The sequence below is a fragment of the Kaistia defluvii genome, from assembly GCF_040548815.1.
GTDB lineage: Bacteria > Pseudomonadota > Alphaproteobacteria > Rhizobiales > Kaistiaceae > Kaistia > Kaistia defluvii_A.
Map to the genome: position 1 here is coordinate 23276 of NZ_JBEPSM010000004.1, position 18496 is coordinate 41771.

16 protein-coding genes and 1 tRNA gene are annotated in these 18496 nt (G+C 65.0%); 7 read left to right on the top strand and 10 right to left on the bottom strand.

The window, feature by feature from the left end; translation table 11 throughout:
• Positions 1 to 6: 6 nt before the first annotated feature.
• From ABIE08_RS20150 to ABIE08_RS20175, 6 genes are all read right to left on the bottom strand, one after another.
• Positions 7 to 633: a DUF995 domain-containing protein gene (locus ABIE08_RS20150; protein ID WP_436409589.1), complete on the bottom strand. Its 627-nt coding sequence runs from the start codon at positions 631 to 633 to the stop codon at positions 7 to 9.
• On the bottom strand, positions 614 to 2035 hold the full coding sequence (locus ABIE08_RS20155; protein ID WP_354553648.1) for a UDP-glucose dehydrogenase family protein: 1422 nt from the start codon (positions 2033 to 2035) through the stop codon (positions 614 to 616). Before ABIE08_RS20155 ends, ABIE08_RS20150 begins: the two co-directional genes overlap by 20 nt.
• Before the next feature lie 2 nt (positions 2036 to 2037).
• Positions 2038 to 3891 carry a glycosyltransferase family 2 protein gene (locus ABIE08_RS20160; RefSeq protein ID WP_354553649.1) on the bottom strand — a complete coding sequence of 618 codons (1854 nt, stop codon included), beginning with the start codon at positions 3889 to 3891 and terminating at the stop codon, positions 2038 to 2040.
• The gene (galE, locus tag ABIE08_RS20165; protein ID WP_354553650.1) at positions 3888 to 4874 is read right to left on the bottom strand and encodes a UDP-glucose 4-epimerase GalE; all 987 of its coding nucleotides are present in this window, start codon (positions 4872 to 4874) and stop codon (positions 3888 to 3890) included. The genes ABIE08_RS20160 and galE overlap by 4 nt, the downstream gene beginning before the upstream one ends.
• Entirely contained in the window at positions 4871 to 5887 is a 1017-nt protein-coding gene (locus ABIE08_RS20170; protein WP_436409595.1) for a UDP-glucuronic acid decarboxylase family protein, read from the bottom strand. The genes galE and ABIE08_RS20170 overlap by 4 nt, the downstream gene beginning before the upstream one ends.
• 402 nt (positions 5888 to 6289) lie before the next feature.
• Positions 6290 to 6366: transfer RNA gene (locus ABIE08_RS20175), tRNA-Arg, on the bottom strand.
• A gap of 419 nt (positions 6367 to 6785) precedes the next feature.
• On the opposite strand from ABIE08_RS20175, the gene ABIE08_RS20180 reads away from it, so the two are divergent.
• Together ABIE08_RS20180 and ABIE08_RS20185 are read left to right on the top strand one after the other, a co-directional pair.
• Complete coding sequence (locus ABIE08_RS20180; RefSeq protein WP_354553651.1) at positions 6786 to 7529, top strand: thermonuclease family protein; 744 nt, start codon at positions 6786 to 6788, stop codon at positions 7527 to 7529.
• Positions 7530 to 7532: 3 nt separating this feature from the next.
• A complete protein-coding gene (locus ABIE08_RS20185; RefSeq protein WP_354553652.1) occupies positions 7533 to 9035 on the top strand; it encodes a M48 family metalloprotease in 1503 nt (500 codons plus the stop codon).
• 103 nt (positions 9036 to 9138) lie between these two features.
• On the opposite strand, the gene ilvD is transcribed toward ABIE08_RS20185, so the two are convergent.
• Positions 9139 to 10995, bottom strand: a complete 1857-nt coding sequence (gene ilvD, locus ABIE08_RS20190) for a dihydroxy-acid dehydratase (RefSeq protein WP_354554210.1) — start codon at positions 10993 to 10995, stop codon at positions 9139 to 9141.
• 260 nt (positions 10996 to 11255) lie between these two features.
• Between ilvD and ABIE08_RS20195 the strand changes: the two genes are divergently transcribed.
• Positions 11256 to 12275, top strand: a complete 1020-nt coding sequence (locus ABIE08_RS20195; RefSeq protein WP_354553653.1) for a TerC family protein — start codon at positions 11256 to 11258, stop codon at positions 12273 to 12275.
• On the opposite strand, the gene ABIE08_RS20200 is transcribed toward ABIE08_RS20195, so the two are convergent.
• Complete coding sequence (locus ABIE08_RS20200; RefSeq protein ID WP_354553654.1) at positions 12233 to 13402, bottom strand: M20 aminoacylase family protein; 1170 nt, start codon at positions 13400 to 13402, stop codon at positions 12233 to 12235. The genes ABIE08_RS20195 and ABIE08_RS20200 overlap by 43 nt on opposite strands.
• 87 nt (positions 13403 to 13489) lie before the next feature.
• Complete coding sequence (locus ABIE08_RS20205) at positions 13490 to 14197, bottom strand: urease accessory protein UreE (RefSeq protein WP_354553655.1); 708 nt, start codon at positions 14195 to 14197, stop codon at positions 13490 to 13492.
• 371 nt (positions 14198 to 14568) lie between these two features.
• Between ABIE08_RS20205 and ABIE08_RS20210 the strand changes: the two genes are divergently transcribed.
• The 4 genes from ABIE08_RS20210 to ABIE08_RS20225 all read left to right on the top strand — a co-directional run bounded on the left by ABIE08_RS20210 (position 14569) and on the right by ABIE08_RS20225 (position 18088).
• Positions 14569 to 15888 (top strand): D-alanyl-D-alanine carboxypeptidase family protein, encoded by a 1320-nt coding sequence (locus ABIE08_RS20210; protein WP_354553656.1) that lies wholly within the window; start codon positions 14569 to 14571, stop codon positions 15886 to 15888.
• A gap of 5 nt (positions 15889 to 15893) precedes the next feature.
• Positions 15894 to 17081, top strand: coding sequence for a CobW family GTP-binding protein (locus ABIE08_RS20215; RefSeq protein WP_354553657.1), 1188 nt, complete (start codon positions 15894 to 15896; stop codon positions 17079 to 17081).
• A 123-nt stretch (positions 17082 to 17204) separates the two neighbouring features.
• Positions 17205 to 17471 carry a hypothetical protein gene (locus ABIE08_RS20220; RefSeq protein WP_354553658.1) on the top strand — a complete coding sequence of 89 codons (267 nt, stop codon included), beginning with the start codon at positions 17205 to 17207 and terminating at the stop codon, positions 17469 to 17471.
• 77 nt (positions 17472 to 17548) lie between these two features.
• A complete protein-coding gene (locus tag ABIE08_RS20225) occupies positions 17549 to 18088 on the top strand; it encodes an NADPH-dependent FMN reductase (protein WP_354553659.1) in 540 nt (179 codons plus the stop codon).
• Here ABIE08_RS20225 and ABIE08_RS20230 read toward each other — a convergent pair.
• Positions 18076 to 18381, bottom strand: coding sequence for a sulfurtransferase TusA family protein (locus ABIE08_RS20230; RefSeq protein ID WP_354553660.1), 306 nt, complete (start codon positions 18379 to 18381; stop codon positions 18076 to 18078). The genes ABIE08_RS20225 and ABIE08_RS20230 overlap by 13 nt on opposite strands.
• Positions 18382 to 18496: the final 115 nt, after the last annotated feature.

The window sequence follows — 18496 nt, forward strand, 5'->3', positions numbered from 1 at the left end:
GGCCCCTCACTCCTTCGCTTTCGGTTTGGTCGGCAATTGTTCCGGGCCCCGCACCGGCCTCAGGCTTTCGAAGCGGGCCGTGACCAGGTCAACGGAGACCAGCTTTTTCGCTTCGTCGTCTTCGCGGCCATCGGCGTGGCGAAACACGTACCAGGCTCCATCCGGCTCCTGCTTCTGGTAGATCGTCCCACTGGCCATGCGGTGCGCGAAGCATGTCTTGCCCGGAAAGATCCCCTCGGCGCTGTGCCAGTTGGCCTTGATGCACATCAGGCCGGCATCCGTGACCAGCCATCGACCTTCGGCCCAGGATTTGCCCTTGGCGCCGTCGATCCAGGCGGTGAACCGGCGATCCTTGCCGGACATCCGGCCGGCGCCATCCGTCCATTGCCAGCTCTTGTCCCGATAGAGCACAAACAGCTGTGAAGCCACCATGGGGGACGCTCCCGCAGGTAGGGTCACCGCACTTGCGGAGGCGGTCGAAGTGGCGGGCGCGTTCGGGGCGTTAGGAAGGCTTGCGCCCGGGGCCGCCCCCGACGCGGTTCCGCTGGCGATCGTCGATGCCACAAGGATAATCAGGGTCAACCCTTTCGAGCCTGACGAGGATCGGCCCGTTTCAACTCTCCATACGCTCATTTGAACCTCCGATTCTTGCCTGGTTGCTGATGCCCCCGATCCGATGGGAGATCGCGTGCGACCCTGCCCCGGCAACGACCTCCTGTCGCTTGGATGCAGAACGGCCGATGGCTGTGATCTGGAAGCCGAGACTCTCCGCTACCGCCTGCGACAGGACGTTCCGAAGGTCGATCAGGACGGACTGTTTCATCGCACCCTTGACGCGCGCGAGATCGAGATCGCGGATGCTGTCCCATTCTGTCACCACCACAGCCGCGTCGGCGCCACGAACGCATTCATAGGGGTCGTCGCAGAAGGCGATGTCGGAGAGAACCCGGCTGGCGTTCTCCACGCCGATGGGATCGTAGGCGCGGATTCGGGCGCCGAAGCGCTGTAGCGTCTCGATGAGCGGGACGGACGGCGCATCGCGCATATCGTCCGTGTCGGGCTTGAAGGTCAGTCCCAGCACCGCGATTGTCGCACCTTCGACCTCCCCGCCGAGCGCCTCCATCACCTTGAGCGCCATGCGGCGCTTGCGCGCTTCATTGGCGGTGACGGTCTCTTCCACCAGCCGCAGCGCGATGCCGTGATCCTGCGCTGTGCGCAGCAGCGCCAGCGTGTCTTTCGGGAAGCAGGAGCCCCCATAGCCAGGGCCGGCATTGAGGAAGCTGGCGCCGATTCGCTTGTCCAACCCCATGCCAAGCGCGAGTTCGCTGACATCGCTGCCAACTTCCTCGCAGAGGTCGGCCAACTCATTTATGAAGGTGATCTTGGTCGCCAAAAATGCGTTGGCAGCGTACTTGATCAGTTCCGAGGTACGGCGCCGGGTTACCACGATGGGGGTGTCCCGAGCCTCCAACGGCGGGCCATACAGCGCCGTCAGGACCTTGCGCGCAGGGTCGTCTTCGACGCCGATTACAACACGATCCGGCTCGAGGAAGTCACGAATGGCAACGCCCTCCCGGAGGAATTCAGGGTTCGACGCAACCGAGAACGATCCGGCCGGTCGGATTGAGCCGACAATCTTCTCGACCACGTCCCCCGTGCCGACGGGGACTGTCGATTTGACGACGATCACCGCGCCCTTTTCGAGATGGGGCGCCAGTTCGCGGGCAGCCATGTAGACGAAGGAAAGATCCGCGTCGCCATGGCCGGCACGCGTCGGCGTGCCGACCGCGATGAGGACGATGGCGGCGCCCTTCAACGCCTCGGGGAGATGGCAGGTGAAGCCGAGCCGGCGCGCGTTGACGTTGCTTACGACCAGTTCGTCCAGCCCCGGCTCGTAGATGGGCAAGACGCCGCGCTTCAGCCCGGCGATCTTCTGCGCATCCTTGTCGACGCAGACCACCTCATGACCCCACTCGGCAAAGCAGGTACCGCTGACCAAGCCGACGTAACCCGTCCCAATGACCGCGATTTTCATGATTAGTCTTGCTCCCGCTCGTTCTGACGACTGGTTGAACTGCCGCGCCAACGCGGATTGAAGACGGTCTTGTGGACCGCATGTCCCCCGACGCCCGCGCCCGCGACCGAGAAGCGGTCGTCGAAGATGGAGAAGCTCTTCGTGCCCCAGGTCAGCGCCTCGATGCCGTCGCGGCCCCGTTCAATGGTGGCGAAACTGATGATCGCGCACAGCGTCACGAGGCCGCTCGCCAGAGCCGGACGATAGGCGCGGCTGCGCATGCGAACGTTGTTTTCGCCCGAGTGCCGAAGCACGATCACCGCCATCAGCACCAAATAGAAGCAGGTATTGATGATGGCGAAGACATAGAAGCCGCGCGTCTCGAAGGCATCCTGAACGAGGAGAACCGGCAGGATCGAGAGAGCGATGATGACGACGTAGGGCGCCAGAACGCGGAACGGCAGCGGATCAACCTCGGAAGACCCCTTGGGCGTGACCCGGAAGTCGACGAAGGAGCCGGTTGCCCAGTCGCGGAAGGCTGCGATCGTGCCGGCCATCACCCAGGGCCAGCGCGCTAGCAGGAACAGCATGGCTTCCCAGCTGAAGATCTTGCCGTCGACGGGACGGAATGTCCGGCTCGACCGCCACCAGAACGCCAGCACCAGGATCATGAGCGATTGCGGCATGAAATGGAGCAGGAAGTCGGGATAGGTGACCGTCACGAAGTTGGCGCCGTAGAACAGCACTGTCACGGGCAGGAGGAACGTCGCTGCCAGGAAGAACGCATAGAGCGGGTACCAGAGCTGCGAGAACAGAAACTGCACCTTAAGGCGCAGCGGCAGCCGCTTCACCAGGGCCGGCGAATACTGCAGCAGGATCATCACCAGGCTGCGCGACCACTGGAATTCCTGCGTGACGAGATCGGCGAAGGTGCGCGGACCGTCACCATGGGCAATGGCATCAAGAGCATGCGTCCCGCGCCAGCCATGCGCATTCATGAACAGCGTCGTCGAGTGATCCTCGGCCAGCTCCGGGCCGAGGCCGCCGATATGCTTCAGCGCGGCGGTGCGCACCGCATAGTGGGATCCGATGCAGACCGGGGCGTAGCCGCCATTATATCCGGCTTGCAGCGAGCCATGCATGCTCGCCTCGACATAGAGACGTCCACGCGCCGACCAGCTCTCATGCGCATTGCGATCGCAGATGCTGGGAGCGGACACATAGCCGATGGCCGGGTCTGCAAAGGGCCGCAGCATGTTGTAAAGATAATCCAGCTCCGGCACGTGGTCGGCATCGAGCTGGGAGACGAAGTCATACCGCTCATAGCCATAGGTGTCGTAGAAGAAGGCCAGATTGCCTTCCTTGCAGCGTGTGCGACGCGGCCAGGTCTGGCGATGATAGTCGGCGCGCCCCTTCCGCGTGGAGACGAACACGCCGTGCTCGCGGCACCAGTCGAGCGTCTCGGGCGTCGGATCCTCGTCGGCGAGCCAGGTGTCGTGCGGCACGTTCTGCGCCAGCATCGCCAGCAGCGTCTCCGCGACGATCGGGAATGGCTCGGAGGGCGCCTTGGTAACGACCATGGCGACCCGGCTGCCCGCGGGAATGCGGAGCGGCCCGTTCGGCCGGCGCGCATTGTAGAAGATCGTGATGAAATAGACCGGCAGGATGGTGATCCACGCCAGGATGGCCGTGACCAGCACCGATCCGAAGAGATGGGTATGCGTCGCCTGGAACAGCCACCATTGCCAGAAGAAGAGAAGAGCCGCAGCCCAGAAGGCAACGCCAACGACATATTCCACCCGCTTGCGCCCGGTGAAGATCGGCACCAGCAGCGGCTCCTCGCGCTCGGTCGTGGGAAGAATGCGCGGCGTCTTCATGGCCGCACCGTCAGTCCGAAAAACGGCGCCGCCGTGCGGATGATCGTGTCGAGATCGGAGTGCATCGCGTGGAAGCCGAGCTTCTCGGCAGCGAGCGTCGGATCGGCGTAGAGGATCGGCGGATCGCCCGCCCGGCGAGCCCGCAGTTCGACCGGAACCTGGGTGCCGGTCACGCGACCAATGGCCTCGAGAATCTCGCGGATAGAGGTGCCACGGCCGGTGCCCAGATTGACGGCAAGATTGTCGCCGCCCTCAATCAGGTGCTCGACGGCCATGACATGGGCCCGCGCCAAGTCCGTCACGTGGATGTAGTCGCGGATGCAGGTGCCGTCGGGCGTGTCGTAGTCGTCGCCGAAGACTTCGAGGAAGTCGATCGACCGGGCGGCCGCGAGCATGGCGCGGGGTATCAGATGGGTTTCGGGGTCATGGGCCTCGCCCAGTTCGCCCTCCAGGTCGGCGCCGCAGGCATTGAAATAGCGGAGCGCCGCATAGCGGATGCCATAGGCCGCCGAATAGTCGGCCAGCATCTGCTCGGCTATCAGCTTGGTCCGCCCGTAGGGGTTGATCGGGAGCTGGACTTCGCCTTCCCGGATCGGCAGGTGATCCGGGACGCCGTAGGTGGCGCAACTGGACGAAAAGATGACGGGAGGCGCGCCGGCGAGGCGGCAGGCCTCGAGCAGCGACTGCGTGCCGTTAACGTTGTTCTGGTAGTATTTGGCAGGGTTTTGGACGGACTCGCCGACATAGGCGGAGGCGGCGAAATGGATGATCGCCACCGGCTCGAAAATCCGGATCGTCTCGACCAGCTTCCTCTGGTCGAGGATATCGCCCTCGACCAGTGCGCCCCAGCGCACCGCCGACGCCGTCCCCGTCGAGAGATTGTCATAGACGACGGGGTCGTAGCCCTGCCTCGACAGGAGCTTGGCCGTGTGGCTGCCGATGAAGCCCGCGCCGCCTACGACGAGAACGGCTGGCCGGCTCATTGCGCGGCCTCGACGAATTCGCCGTCCGCCCGGCTCAACTGCTGCTCGAAATAGGCGATCGTCGACTTCAAGCCTTCGGTCAGAGCCACGCCAGGCGTCCAGTCGAGGTCGCGCTTGGCAGCGGTGATATCGGGCCTGCGCTGACGTGGGTCGTCCGTCGGTAGCGGGCGGTGGACGATCTTTGAGGACGAGCCTGTCATGCGAATGATCTGCATGGCCAGTTCGCGCACGGTGAATTCGCCTGGATTGCCCAGATTGACCGGCTTCTGGATAGCCGGCTGACTGTTCATCAAACGGCAGAAGCCCTCGATCAGGTCGTCGACATAGCAAAAGGAGCGGGTCTGCGACCCGTCGCCATAGATGGTGAGGTCGTCGCCCCTGAGGGCCTGGACGATAAAGTTGGATACCACGCGTCCATCGTCGGCCCGCATCCTCGGCCCATAGGTGTTGAAGATGCGAACAACGCGGATATCGACGCCATGCTGGTGGTGAAAGTCGTAAAACAGCGTTTCGGCGGAGCGTTTGCCTTCATCGTAACAGGAGCGCGGGCCGAACGAGTTGACGTTGCCCCAATAGGCTTCCGGCTGCGGATGCACATGGGGATCGCCATAGACTTCCGAGGTCGACGCCTGGAAAATCCGCGCCTGATGCCGGAGCGCCAGTTCAAGCAGGTTGAGCGAGCCGATGACACTGGTCTTCAGTGTATGGATCGGATCCGCCTGATAGTGCGGCGGCGAGGCCGGGCAGGCGAGATTGTAGATCTCGTCCACGGGCAGCTCGAGAGGATTCACGATGTCATGCCGGATGAAGCTGAACGTCTCGAAGCGCGATAGATCGCGTAGGTTCTCCATTCGACCGGTCGAGAAGTTGTCGACGCAGATGACGTCATGGCCTTCATGAACCAGCCGCTCACAAAGATGAGAGCCAAGGAAGCCGGCTCCGCCGGCTACAAGAATGCGTTTACCCGGCATTCTCTTCGAGTTCAGGTCCGAATTTCGGAATATAGAAGCCAATTTTTCCTCCGTCACAACAAGGAAAAAGCATATCGATCCGTTTCGGGAAGAGGCTTAGTCCTCTCGATGATCAATTAGCGATCAAACAAAGCTCTGTTTGCGCACTGCTAAGTTCTGACGTTACCGACCTTCGGACACTTGGTCGCTATCTTGGAATCCGTGAAATTGTCTTCGCGTCCATTTTTGGGCTCTGCATCCCTGACGAGAAAGGCGGGACAGAAATCAACCTTTCATCGCGGACTGCGTCGCGCGACCAGCCAAAGTGGTCAGCCCGCCGCTAGAGGGTGGCCAAAGAAGTCGCGGCTCGACTGGGCCTCTTGGAAACCGTTCCGGACTTTCGGGAAATATCGAAGTGGAGCGAACAAGCCTCGCGCCAAACCACACATTATCGGTGCGGAATTTTGGTGTCCCGGAAGGGATTCGAACCCCTGACCTACGGTTTAGGAAACCGTTGCTCTATCCTGCTGAGCTACCGGGACATCGGCCGCCCAAGGGGCGGCGCGGGCCTGACCGGGGTTGCCGGGCGGGCGGAATGCTTATGGTCCGATTGCCACCCTGTTTTCAAGAGCGCGCCGCAGAAATCTGGGATGCAATCCGCTCGCCTGGGTCGCAGTCGGCTCTTCGACGAGTCACACGCCCGCCTTGCAGATTTCCGGATGCGCAGCGGGAGCCTGCATGAGACGATGTCATCGCGTCGCCATGACGATGACACAAGGGCGGGGGAATCAGGACGGGGATGGGCACGAAGCGCCGCAGCTTATGGGCGCCGCTCGCTCCCGGGGGCGCCGGGAGGTGCGGATGGGCGCTGGCGGCGAGCGGGCTCGGGCTTGTCATGGCCATGTTGGGAGCGATGATGGCGGAAGCGACGGGGGCCGAACGGTCCGAAAGGACGGCGGGCTTGCACGAATGCCGTCTCGTCGAGGGCGAGACCGGCCTGGTTGCCAGCGTCGTCGACGGCGACACGCTGGTGCTCGATTCCGGCTTGGAAGTGCGGCTGGTCGGCATGCAGGCGCCGAAACTGCCGCTCGGCCGGCCGGATTTCACGGCATGGCCGCTGGCGGAGGAAGCGAAGACGGCGCTGGAACGCATGGCGCTCGGCCAGGCGGCGCAGCTGCGCTATGGCGGCGCCCGGCGCGACCGCTACGGCCGCGCGCTCGCCCATGTCGAGATCCTTCCGGAAGGCGGCGAACCGCTCTGGCTGCAGCAGGCGATGGTCGCCGGCGGCCTGGCCCGCGTCTATTCCTTTGCCGACAACCGCCAGTGTGTCGACGCTTTGATGAATGTTGAACGGCAGGCGCGCAAATCAGGGCTTGGCCTCTGGCCCGATCCATACTACGCCATCCGCCCTGCGACCGATCCCGCACTTGCAACCCGACACGATGTATATGATCTGGTTGAGGGAAGAGTCGTTTCCGTCGGGGAGCGCGGTCCGATCGCTTATCTGGATTTCGGGCGCGACTGGTCGACGGATTTCACGGCGGTGCTGACGGCCGAAGCCCTGGCGGCCTTGGCGGAAGACGGCATCGACGTGAAGGCGTTGAGGGGGAAACGGGTAAGACTGAGGGGCTGGATCGAGAGTCACGACGGGCCGAGCTTGCGGATCACGCATCCCGAGCAGCTCGAACTGTTGGACCAATGGTGAAGAATGACGGCATTCGGTGCCACACGGGATAGGGAGCGGTCGCGCTCCCGCGGCGCGCTTCTCTGGAAGGCGGCCATCATCACGGCGAGCCTGCTGCTCGCCGGCTGCACAACCGTGCTTGAACAGACCTACGGCCCGCCGCAGACAACGGCCGGCGCCGCCATCCCTCCCCCTGTCGATCCCGAGCAGGCGCGTATCGGCGCGCAGGAACACCCGCGCATCGTCGCGAGCTTCGGCGGCGTCTATCACGACGACAAGCTCGAAAAGACCGTGGCGCGGATCGTCGGCCGCATCGTCGCCGCCTCGGACGATCCGTCGCAATCCTACCGGATCACCATCCTCAACACGCCTTCGGTCAACGCCTTCGCGCTGCCGGGCGGCTATCTCTACGTGACGCGCGGCTTGCTGGCGCTGGCGAATGATTCCTCCGAGGTCGCGGCGGTGATCGCGCACGAGATGGGCCACGTCACCGCCAACCACGCCATGCAGCGCCAGAACAAGGCGCGCGCGGCGATGATCGTCAGCCGGGTCGTCACCGACGTGCTGCAGGACGGCGACGCCGGCCAGCTGGCGCTCGCCTCGAGCCAGCGCACGCTCGCCGCCTTCTCGCAGCAGCAGGAGCTGGAGGCCGACGCGATCGGCGTGCGCACGATCGGCAAGGCGGGCTACGACCCCTTCGCCGCCGCCCGGTTCCTCGACTTGATGGGCCGCTTCGCCGCCTACAAGTCGGCCGGCAGCGTGCAGGACAAGCGGCCCGATTTCCTCGCCTCGCATCCGGCGACGCCGCAGCGCGTGGATTTCGCCGTGCGCGCCGCGCGTCAGTTCGGTGCCCCCGGCATCGGCGAGGTCGACCGCGAGCGCTATCTGCAGGGCATTGACGGCATGCTGTTCGGCGATGACCGCTCGCAGGGATTCGTGCGCGGCAAGAATTTCTACCATCCGACGCTCGGCGTGGCCTTCACGGTGCCGAGCGGCTTCATCCTCGACAACACGACGGATGCGGTGCTGGCGACGGCGCCGGATGGCACGGCCCTGCGCTTCGACGGCGCCAACCTGCCGGTCGGCACCGCGCTGGCCGATTATATCGCGTCGGGCTGGGTCAACGGGCTGGACCGCAACTCGATCAAGAGCTTCTCGGTCAACGGGCTGGAGGCCGCCTCGGCGCGCGCCGAAGCCAAGGGCTGGGTGTTCCGCATCGCCGTGATCCGCGTCGGCCCCAGCGCGACCTATCGCTTCATCTTCGCCAACGAGACCGACACGCCGGGCCTCGAGCAATCGACGAACGAGACGGTGCAGAGCTTCCGCAAGCTGTCGCCGCAGGAAGCCGCCGCGCTCAAGCCGCTGCGGGTGCAGTTGGTGACGGTGAAGTCGGGCGATACGGTGGACAGCCTCGCGCGGCGCATGAACGGCGTCGACCGGCCGGGGGATCTCTTCCGCGTGCTGAACGACATCAAGGGCAACGCCCTGCCGCCCGCCGGCGACAAGGTCAAGATCATCGGCGATTGAGCGCCAGGCGGCGGCACCGGGACCGTCCGGACGCCGCCGTTTTACCGACAGGCCAGACAACAAAAAAGGGCGCCCGAAGGCGCCCCTTTTGCGTTTCAGCCGGTCAGACGTCGAAGCGGCTGACGTCGCGGACCGCGCCCTTGTCGGCGCTGGTCGCCATCGCGGCATAGGCCTTGAGCGCCGTCGTCACATTGCGCTTGCGCGGCTTGACCGGCTTCCAGCCATCTCGTCCGCGCGCGTCCATGGCAGCACGGCGGGCGGCAAGCTCCTCGTCGGAGATCTTGATGCGCAGGATACGGTTCGGGATATCGATCTCGATCGTATCGCCTTCCTCGACCAGGCCGATGGCGCCGCCGGCCGCGGCTTCCGGCGCCACATGGCCGATGGAGAGGCCCGAGGTGCCGCCGGAGAAGCGGCCATCCGTCACCAGCGCGCAGGCCTTGCCCAAGCCGCGCGACTTCAGATAGCTGGTCGGATAGAGCATTTCCTGCATGCCGGGGCCGCCGCGCGGTCCCTCGTAGCGGATGATGACGACGTCGCCTTCCTTGACCTTCTTGTTCAGGATGCCGAGCACGGCGTCGTCCTGGCTTTCGAAGATCACGGCCGGGCCGGTGAACTTGAGGATCGACTCGTCGACGCCGGCGGTCTTCACCACCGAGCCGTTGAGCGCGATGTTGCCCTTCAGGACCGCGAGGCCGCCATCCTTCGAGAAGGCATGCGGGACGTCGCGGATCGCGCCCTTCTCACGGTCGAGATCGAGCTCGCTCCAGCGCTGGTTCTGGCTGAAGGCCACCTGGGTCGGAACGCCGCCGGGAGCCGCGCGATAGAATTCGCGAACGCTCTCGCTGTTGGTCTGGCGGATGTCCCAGCGGGCGATCGCCTCGGCGAGCGTCGAGGAGTGCACGGTCGGCAGGTCGAGGTTCAGCAGGTCGCCGCGCGCCAGCTCGCCGAGGATCGCCATGATGCCGCCGGCGCGGTGGACGTCTTCCATATGCACGTCCTGCTTGGCCGGGGCGACCTTGCAGAGCACCGGGACATGGCGGGACAGGCGGTCGATATCATCGAGGTCGAAGTCGATCTCGCCCTCATGCGCCGCCGCCAGGATGTGCAGCACGGTATTGGTCGAACCGCCCATGGCGATATCGAGCGTCATGGCGTTTTCGAAGGCGCCGAACGAAGCGACGTTGCGCGGCAGCACGCTCTCGTCGTCCTGCTCGTAGTAGCGGCGGGTGATGTCGACGATCTGGTGACCGGCCTCGACGAACAGGCGCTTGCGGTCGGCGTGGGTTGCGAGCGTCGAGCCGTTGCCCGGCAGCGACAGGCCGAGCGCCTCGGTCAGGCAGTTCATCGAATTGGCGGTGAACATGCCGGAGCAGGAGCCGCAGGTCGGGCAGGCATTCTGCTCGATCAGCGTGACGTCGGCATCGGACATCGACTCGTCAGCGGCGGCTACCATGGCGTCGACGAGGTCGAGCGCATGCATCTTGCCATCGGACAGCACGACCTTGCCGGCTTCCATCGGGCCACCGGACACGAAGATCGTCGGGATGTTGAGGCGCAGCGACGCCATCAGCATGCCCGGGGTGATCTTGTCGCAGTTCGAGATGCAGACCATGGCGTCGGCGCAGTGGCCGTTGACCATGTACTCGACCGAGTCGGCGATGATCTCGCGCGAAGGCAGCGAGTAGAGCATGCCGTCATGGCCCATCGCGATGCCGTCATCGACGGCGATCGTGTTGAATTCCTTGGCGACGCCGCCGGCCTTCTCGATCTCGCGCGCCACCAGCTGGCCAAGATCCTTCAGGTGGACGTGGCCGGGGACGAACTGCGTGAACGAGTTTACCACCGCGATGATCGGCTTGCCGAAATCACCGTCCTTCATGCCGGTGGCGCGCCAAAGGCCGCGCGCGCCGGCCATGTTGCGGCCGTGGGTGGTAGTACGGGAACGATAGGCGGGCATGTTGACCTCGATCTGCATCGTTTTCCCCCATATAGGGCACCGGCGATCGAGCGGAGCGTTCCGGGGGAAGTGGTAAGGGGTTTTGGTTGCACCAAAGCAACCGGGATGTCGAGAAAATTTCGCGTTTCGGACCTTGCGCGGGCATTGCCAGAGTGCCATCTCCTGCAAACGAGCGGGGTCCGGGCCCCTCTGGCGGTGCGTCGCCCACCGTGATGTCGGACCCTTAAATAGTTTGGCCCGGCGACCTGTGCTCGTGATCCATGGATATTGTTTCGTTCTTCGGGGCCGAATTTTTCGGCCAGCCGGCTGCCGTCTGGCTGCTGTTTGCCGGCATCGTCGTTTTGCTGCTGGTCCTTGACCTCGGCGTGCTCAATCGTGGTGACCACGAGATCGGCATCCGCCGCAGCCTTCTGCTCTCCAGCTTCTACATCGGCGTCGCGCTGCTGTTCGGTGCCTGGGTCTGGTACGATCTCGGCGCGGATGCCGGCATGCTCTACCTGACCGGCTTCGTCGTCGAGAAGAGCCTCGCCCTCGACAACATCTTCGTCATCTCATTGATCTTCGGCGCCTTCGCGATCCCGCGCGCCTACCAGCACCGCGTGCTGTTCTGGGGCATTCTCGGCGTGCTGGTGTTGCGCGCCGTGATGATCGGCCTCGGCGCGGCGCTGATCTCGTCCTTCGGCTGGATCCTGTACATCTTCGGCGCCTTCCTGATCCTCACCGGCATCAAGATGCTGTTTGCCGGCGACGAGCCGATGGACCTGGAGAAGAGCCGGATCCTCAAGCTGGTGCGGCGGATGATTCCCGTCTCGCCCAATCTGGATGGCCACCGCTTCTTCACCCGCGTTCAGCAGGCCGGCGGCAAGGCGCATCTGGTGGCGACGCCGCTGTTCCTGGCGCTGGTTTCGATCGAGATCGCCGACATCGTGTTCGCGGTCGACAGCGTGCCCGCCGTCTTCGCGATCACGACCGACCCCTACATCGTCTACACCTCGAACATCTTCGCCATTCTCGGCCTGCGCGCGCTTTATTTCGCGCTGGCCGCCATGGTGCACCGCTTCCACTACCTGAAATACGCGCTGGCTCTGGTGCTGGTGCTGGTCGGCGGCAAGATCTTCTGGACGCACCTGATCGGCCCGGTGAACACCTTCGTGTCGCTGGGCTCGACCATTGGCATCCTCGCCGCCGGCGTCATCCTCTCGCTGTGGAAGACGCGCAACGACGTGGAGCCGATCGCTCAGGCCGGCGAGAGCGACGTCTCGATCAAGCGCACCCAGTAGGATGCGCCGATCGGCAGGGCCTCGTCGTTGAAATCATAGGCCGGGTTGTGCAGCCCGGCCGTGTCGCCATTGCCGATGAAGATGAAGGCGCCGGGGCGCTTCTCCAGCATGTAGGAGAAGTCCTCGCCGCCCATCATCGGCGCGACCTCGCGATCGACGCGGTCGCCGCCGACGATCTCCGAAGCCACGTCGCCCGCGAAGATGGTGTTGGCGACGTGGTTCACCGTCACGGGATAATTCCGGTCGTAGTCGACCTCGATCCGGGCGCCATAAGTGGCGCCAATCCCGGCGGCGATCTCGCGGATCCGCTTCTCGGCGAGATCGCGCATCTCCGGCGTCAGGGTGCGCACGGTGCCGCCCAGAAAGGCGGTCTGCGGGATGATGTTGTGCGCTTCGCCGGCGTGGAACTTGGTCACCGAGACGACCACGGAGTCGAGCGGATCGACCGAGCGCGACACGATGGTCTGCATGGCCTGCACGAGATGCGAGCCAATGACGATCGGATCCAGGCTCAGATGCGGCTTGGCCGCATGGGCACCCCGGCCGGCAATGGTGAAATTGAACTCGTCGGTCGCCGCCATGATCGGGCCGGGCCGGATCGCGAACTTGCCGATGTCGAGCCCGGGCATGTTGTGCATGCCATAGATCTCGTCGATGCCGAACCGCTCCATCAGCCCGTCCTCGACCATCGCCTTGCCGCCGGCGCCACCCTCTTCGGCAGGCTGGAACACGACCACGGCGGTGCCGTCAAAATTGCGCGTCTCGGCCAAATACTTGGCCGCGCCCAGCAGCATGGCCGTATGGCCGTCATGACCGCAGGCATGCATCTTGCCGGGGATCGTCGAGGCATAGGGCTTGCCCGTGATCTCGGTCAGAGGCAGCGCGTCCATGTCGGCGCGCAGCGCGACGGTCCGGCCGCCGGCGCCGCGCTTGCCGCGGATGACGCCGACCACGCCGGTGCGGCCGAGGCCCGTCACCACTTCGTCGACGCCGAATTCCTGCAGCCGCTCCGCGACCTTGGCCGCCGTGCGATGCACGTCGTAGAGGATTTCCGGATGCTGGTGCAGATCATGCCGCCAGGCGGCGACCTCGTCCTGATACTCGGCCAGACGATTGATGATCGGCATTCCGGAACTCCGCGGGGTTTACAGCACGAAGCTCCACTCTAGCTGCGGCGCAGCAAAAAATCACGATCCGGTTTGCTTTTCCTTGCCTTAGCCGTGCCGGGCCGATGGATCGTCCGGATCGGGTTCGCGCGTCTCGCCGGGATCGCGACGCTGATGGCCGGGACTGCGCGCATGGCTCTCGGACCAGCTGTGCGACTGCCGCGATCGGCCGGCCGAGAAGGCATGGCCATGCGCCTCGGCGAAAGTCGGCCCATGGCGGTGGAAAAATCCACGCCCCTCGGAGTGACTGGGGCCATCGGCCTGTTCGAAGCCGGGCGAGAAGGGCTGGCCGGCAAAGCTCTGCCAGAAACCTGCCCAGGGATTGTCGTCATCCTGGGGCGCGCTCTCGGGATCGAACGGCGCCTCGATGCGATGCAGGATCGCGCCGAGTTCGGTCAGTTTGGCCTCAACGAGCGGATCGGGGCGGATCCGAAGATGGTCGCCCATCATCTGCGTCGGCAACTGGCGATTGCCGATATGCCAGGCGATGCGAACCAGTTTCGGCAGGCTGCCGGCCGAGACCTCGATCAGTGGCTCCCTCGCCGCCTCGACCGCTATGATGCGGCCATCCTCCAGCAGCAGCCCGTCGCCATCGCGCAGCCCGACCGGCATCGGCAGATCGAGCAGGAACGACACGCCGCCCTTCGCCGACATGGCCAGGCGCCCTCGTCGACGGGCTTCATAGTCCAGCAGCACAGTATCGGCGACGGCCCCGGTCCAGGAGCCGGCGGGAAGAATGGTGGTTGCGCGGATCATGCAGCGCCTCCTCACAATCGTGGTCCGTCGCCAGACCGCATGCCGGTCCGGCGACCTCTCGCATACCGCCCCCAGAACGACCCATGCCCCTAATCTAGGCCATAACGTTGCGTCACGCTATGGTCTCCGCAGCGGCGCGGGCTGCGCGAAATCGTGAATCGGTCGTCAAAAATCGGCCGATCGCCTCGCGGAAGCCGTTTGAAGCGCCTCGTGGACAGAGAGAAATTTTCGCTCTCATTCCAAGGACTTCCGGATCGTCCGCCAAGTCGGCGGTTTGGTCGCTTTGCCAAGCCCGCCCCAGATCGGTTATTCAGGTCCGACGCGCCGGCCTCGTCGGTCCCGCCACCTTCCCGACACGGACAAAGCCTGACATGCACTTCGTGACCCGATCGATCGCCCGGTTCCTCGCACTCATCCTGCTGGTAGGCCTTGGCGTGAACGCGGCTTCCGCGGTGGAGACGCCCTACATCGTCGCCGACATCGACAGCGGCAAAGTCCTTGCGGCGCGCAATGCGCACCAGGACTGGTACCCCGCCTCGGTGACCAAGCTGATGAGCGCCTATGTCGTGTTCAAGGCGATCCGCGACAACAGGATCTCGCTGGCGAGTCAGATCGTCGTCTCTCGCCACGCGCTCAACGAGCAGCCGAGCAAGATGGGCTTCAAGGTCGGAACCGTCATCGATCTCGACAATGCGCTGAAGATGATGCTGGTGCATTCGGCCAATGACATCGCCATGGCGATCGCCGAGACGGTGGGCGGCAGCGAGGCCGGCTTCGTGGCGATGATGAATGCCGAGGCGGCCCGGCTCGGCATGACGAACACCCATTTCATCAATCCGAACGGCCTGCCCGGCGAGGGCCAGTTCACATCGGCGCGCGATCTCGCCGTGCTGGCGCGCGCGCTCTGGATCGAGTTTCCCGAACGGCGCCAGCTCTATGGCATCACCGCGATCCGCTCCGGCAAGCGCGTGCTGAAATCCGCCAACTCGCTGCTCGAGCGCTATCCCGGCTCGAGCGGCATGAAGACCGGCTTCATCTGCGCCTCCGGCTTCAACGTCGTGGCGACCGCCTCGCGCGACGGCCATACGTTGGTCGCAGTGGTGCTTGGTTCCAGCACCGCCAAGGAACGCGCCGAGCTGACGGCTCGCCTGATGAACCAGAGCTTCGGCAGCCTGGCGCTGACCGGCAACCGTCCCACGCTGGCCAGCTTCCGCGGCGCCTCGCCAGTCGACGGCGCGATCAACATGCGCGACGACATCTGCAACCGCAAGGAACGCGGCGAGCACGAGGCGGAGACCGCCGCCGCGCCAAACCTGCCCAGCGCGCTGGAGCCGCGCGTCAAGCTGATGGAGCCCGTCGTCGTCTCGACGATCGGCGTGCGCAACCCGGACGGCTCGATAAAGCCAGCCGCCGTCGCCGAAGCCGAGGACGAAGCCGCCGCCATCGCCGCGGCTGCCGCCAAGCAGGAAAAGAAGCAAAAGGGCAAGACCACCCGGAACGGCAAGAAGGACGGCGACAAGAAGTCGGCTGCGAAGCCCGTCGCCAAGCCTTCCAAGGCCGTCGCCAAGAAAGAAGGCGACAAGCCGGTGAAGGCCAAGGCGCCCGCCAAGCCCAAGATCGAGCTCGGCGTTCCCTTCGACTCGACCGACGTCGCCCCCCTGCCGGATTCGGCGCTCGCCATCTCGCAGTGACGCGCTTGTCTCAGGAAGCCGCCCAGAACCCCGCCCGCCAACGCCCGAAGCCGATCCCGCTGACCGTGCTGACCGGCTTTCTCGGCGCCGGCAAGACGACGCTGCTGAACCGGCTGCTGCGCGATCCGGCGCTCGCCGGCACCGCCGTCATCGTCAACGAGTTCGGCGAGATCGGGCTCGACCATCTGCTGGTCGGCGAGTCCGAGGACGGCATCATCGAGCTTTCCTCCGGCTGCCTCTGCTGCACCATTCGCGGCGAGCTGGTGACCACGCTCGAGAACCTGCTGCGCGCGCTCGACAACCACCGCATCGAACGGCTCGACCGGGTTGTCATCGAGACGACCGGGCTGGCCGATCCTGCGCCGGTGCTGCAGAGCGTGCTGCTCCACCCCTATCTGGCGATGCGCTACCGGCTCGACGGCGTCGTCACCGTGGTCGATGCCGTCAACGGCGCGCGCACCCTCGACATGTCGGACGAGGCGAACCGGCAGGTCGCGGTCGCCGACCGCATCGTGCTGACCAAGACCGACCTCGCCCAAGCAGATCCGGCGATCCGTGACCGCATCCGCGCCCTCAACCCCGGCGCCGTCATCCTCGAAGCGTCCCACGACGACGTGCAGCCCGCAAACCTGTTCGACACGCAGCCCTTCACCACCGAAGGCAAGATCGCCGACGTGGTCGGCTGGCTGGCGGCCGAAGCGCATGCCGGTCACGGTCACGATCACGGCCATCACCATCACCATGACGACCATGGTCACGGGCATGCGGCGCATGCGCACCAGCACGCGCATGACGTGAATCGGCATGACGCGCGTATCCGCTCCTTCGTCGCGACCCGTTCGACGCCGATTTCCCGCCATGCGCTGGATGATTTTCTGGACCGGCTGGCCCGCGAGCATGGCGCGAGCCTGCTGCGGCTGAAGGGGCTGGTGCAGACGGCGGACGCACCCGACCGTCCGCTCGTCATCCAGGCGGCGCAGACGATCTTCCATCCGCCCGCCCGGCTTCCCGCCTGGCCGAGCGATGACCGCCGCTCGCGGCTGGTGCTGATCGTGCGCGACATGCCGGAAGCGGCCGAACGCGCTTTGGTCGGCGCCTTCTCCGACCTGCCGCAGACCGATATCGCCGACGCAACGACGGTGGCCGACAACCCCCTCGCCATCTCGGGCTTTTCCGGCGTTTTCCGGCCCTGACCACGCGGGTAGCCTCCGCCATCGGCGGTTGCAGGTGGCCCCGGAACAATTGCGCTTGCCGGGACGGAACCGAATGGGAAAGGCGTCGTTAAGGCATCAGAGGCAACCCTGAGGAGAGCCAAGATGTCGATGAAGATTGCCGTCGCCGCAGCCGTGTCGATCGCCGCCTGCCTGCCGATGATGCCGACCCAGGCCCTGGCCGTTTCGCAGAACGCGGCGAAGAACATCTGCATCAACAAGGCCGCCATCAAGCACAATGCCCTGCGCGGCAACGTGCAGATCAACCGCACCAAGGTGCGCAGCAGCACCTATGAGTTCGGTCTCGTCATCGACGGCGGACAGTTCAACTGCATCGTCACCAAGGGCGGCAAGATCCGCTATCTCGGCTAGCCTTCGATACCGGCTGGCGTCGCCGGATCGCTCCGGCAACATGGTCCCCCACCATGCTGGAGCGATTCGGTCCGTCCATGCCCAAGATCCTGACGCTTTGCGGCAGCCTCCGCGCCGCCTCTTCCAACCGGACGCTGTTGCGCGCGGCTGAAAAAATCGCGCCAGTGGGTGTCGTCTTCGAGCATTTCGAAGGCTTGGGCGACCTGCCCCATTTCAACCCGGACATCGAGGCCGGCCCCCTGCCCGCCCCGGTCGCCGATCTTCGCGCCCGTGTCGACGCAGCGGACGCGATCCTGATCTCCTGCCCGGAATATGCACGTGGAATCCCCGGTTCCTTCAAGAATGGCTTGGATTGGCTCGTGGGAGGACATGAGCTTCCCGGCAAGCCGGTCGCGCTGTTCAATGCCTCGCCGCGCGCGTCCGATGCGCAGGCGGCGCTTCGACTGGTCCTCACCACCATGTCGGCCCGGGTCGTGGACGAGGCGCACATCGCCGTTGCCCTCCTCGCTGGGAATCGCGAAGCCGACGCCGTCGCCACCGATCCGGAACTCCGCCCGATCCTTGAGCGAGGTCTCGCGGCTCTGCTGGCTGTGATCGAGCCTCCTCAGTCGGGCTGAGCGGCGTTCGCGCCGCGCTCGATCAGGAAGCGCAGGATCATGCGCCCGCCCTGGTCCACGCGTTCCTGCCGGATCAGGATGTGGCCATCCTCATGGCAGAGATGCGGGATGTCGATCGCCGCCATCGGGTCGGTCGCCTCGACGAGCAGGCGACTATCCCGCGCCATGCCGGCAAGCAGTTTGCGCGCCTTCAGAACCGGCAGCGGACAGGCGATCCCCCGCGCATCGAGCAAGCGGTCGGCGAGCCAGAGTGCGCTTTCGCCCGGGGCGGCATGGGCTGCATCGTCGGTCATGTCGGTCAGCATATCCTCGGCAAGAGCTGGCCCGTTTCGACGGGCGAACGCTTTCTTAAAGCAGAAACCGCTACAAAACGCGCTGGTCGTCCCGATTTCCCCTTTCGGTTCAGGA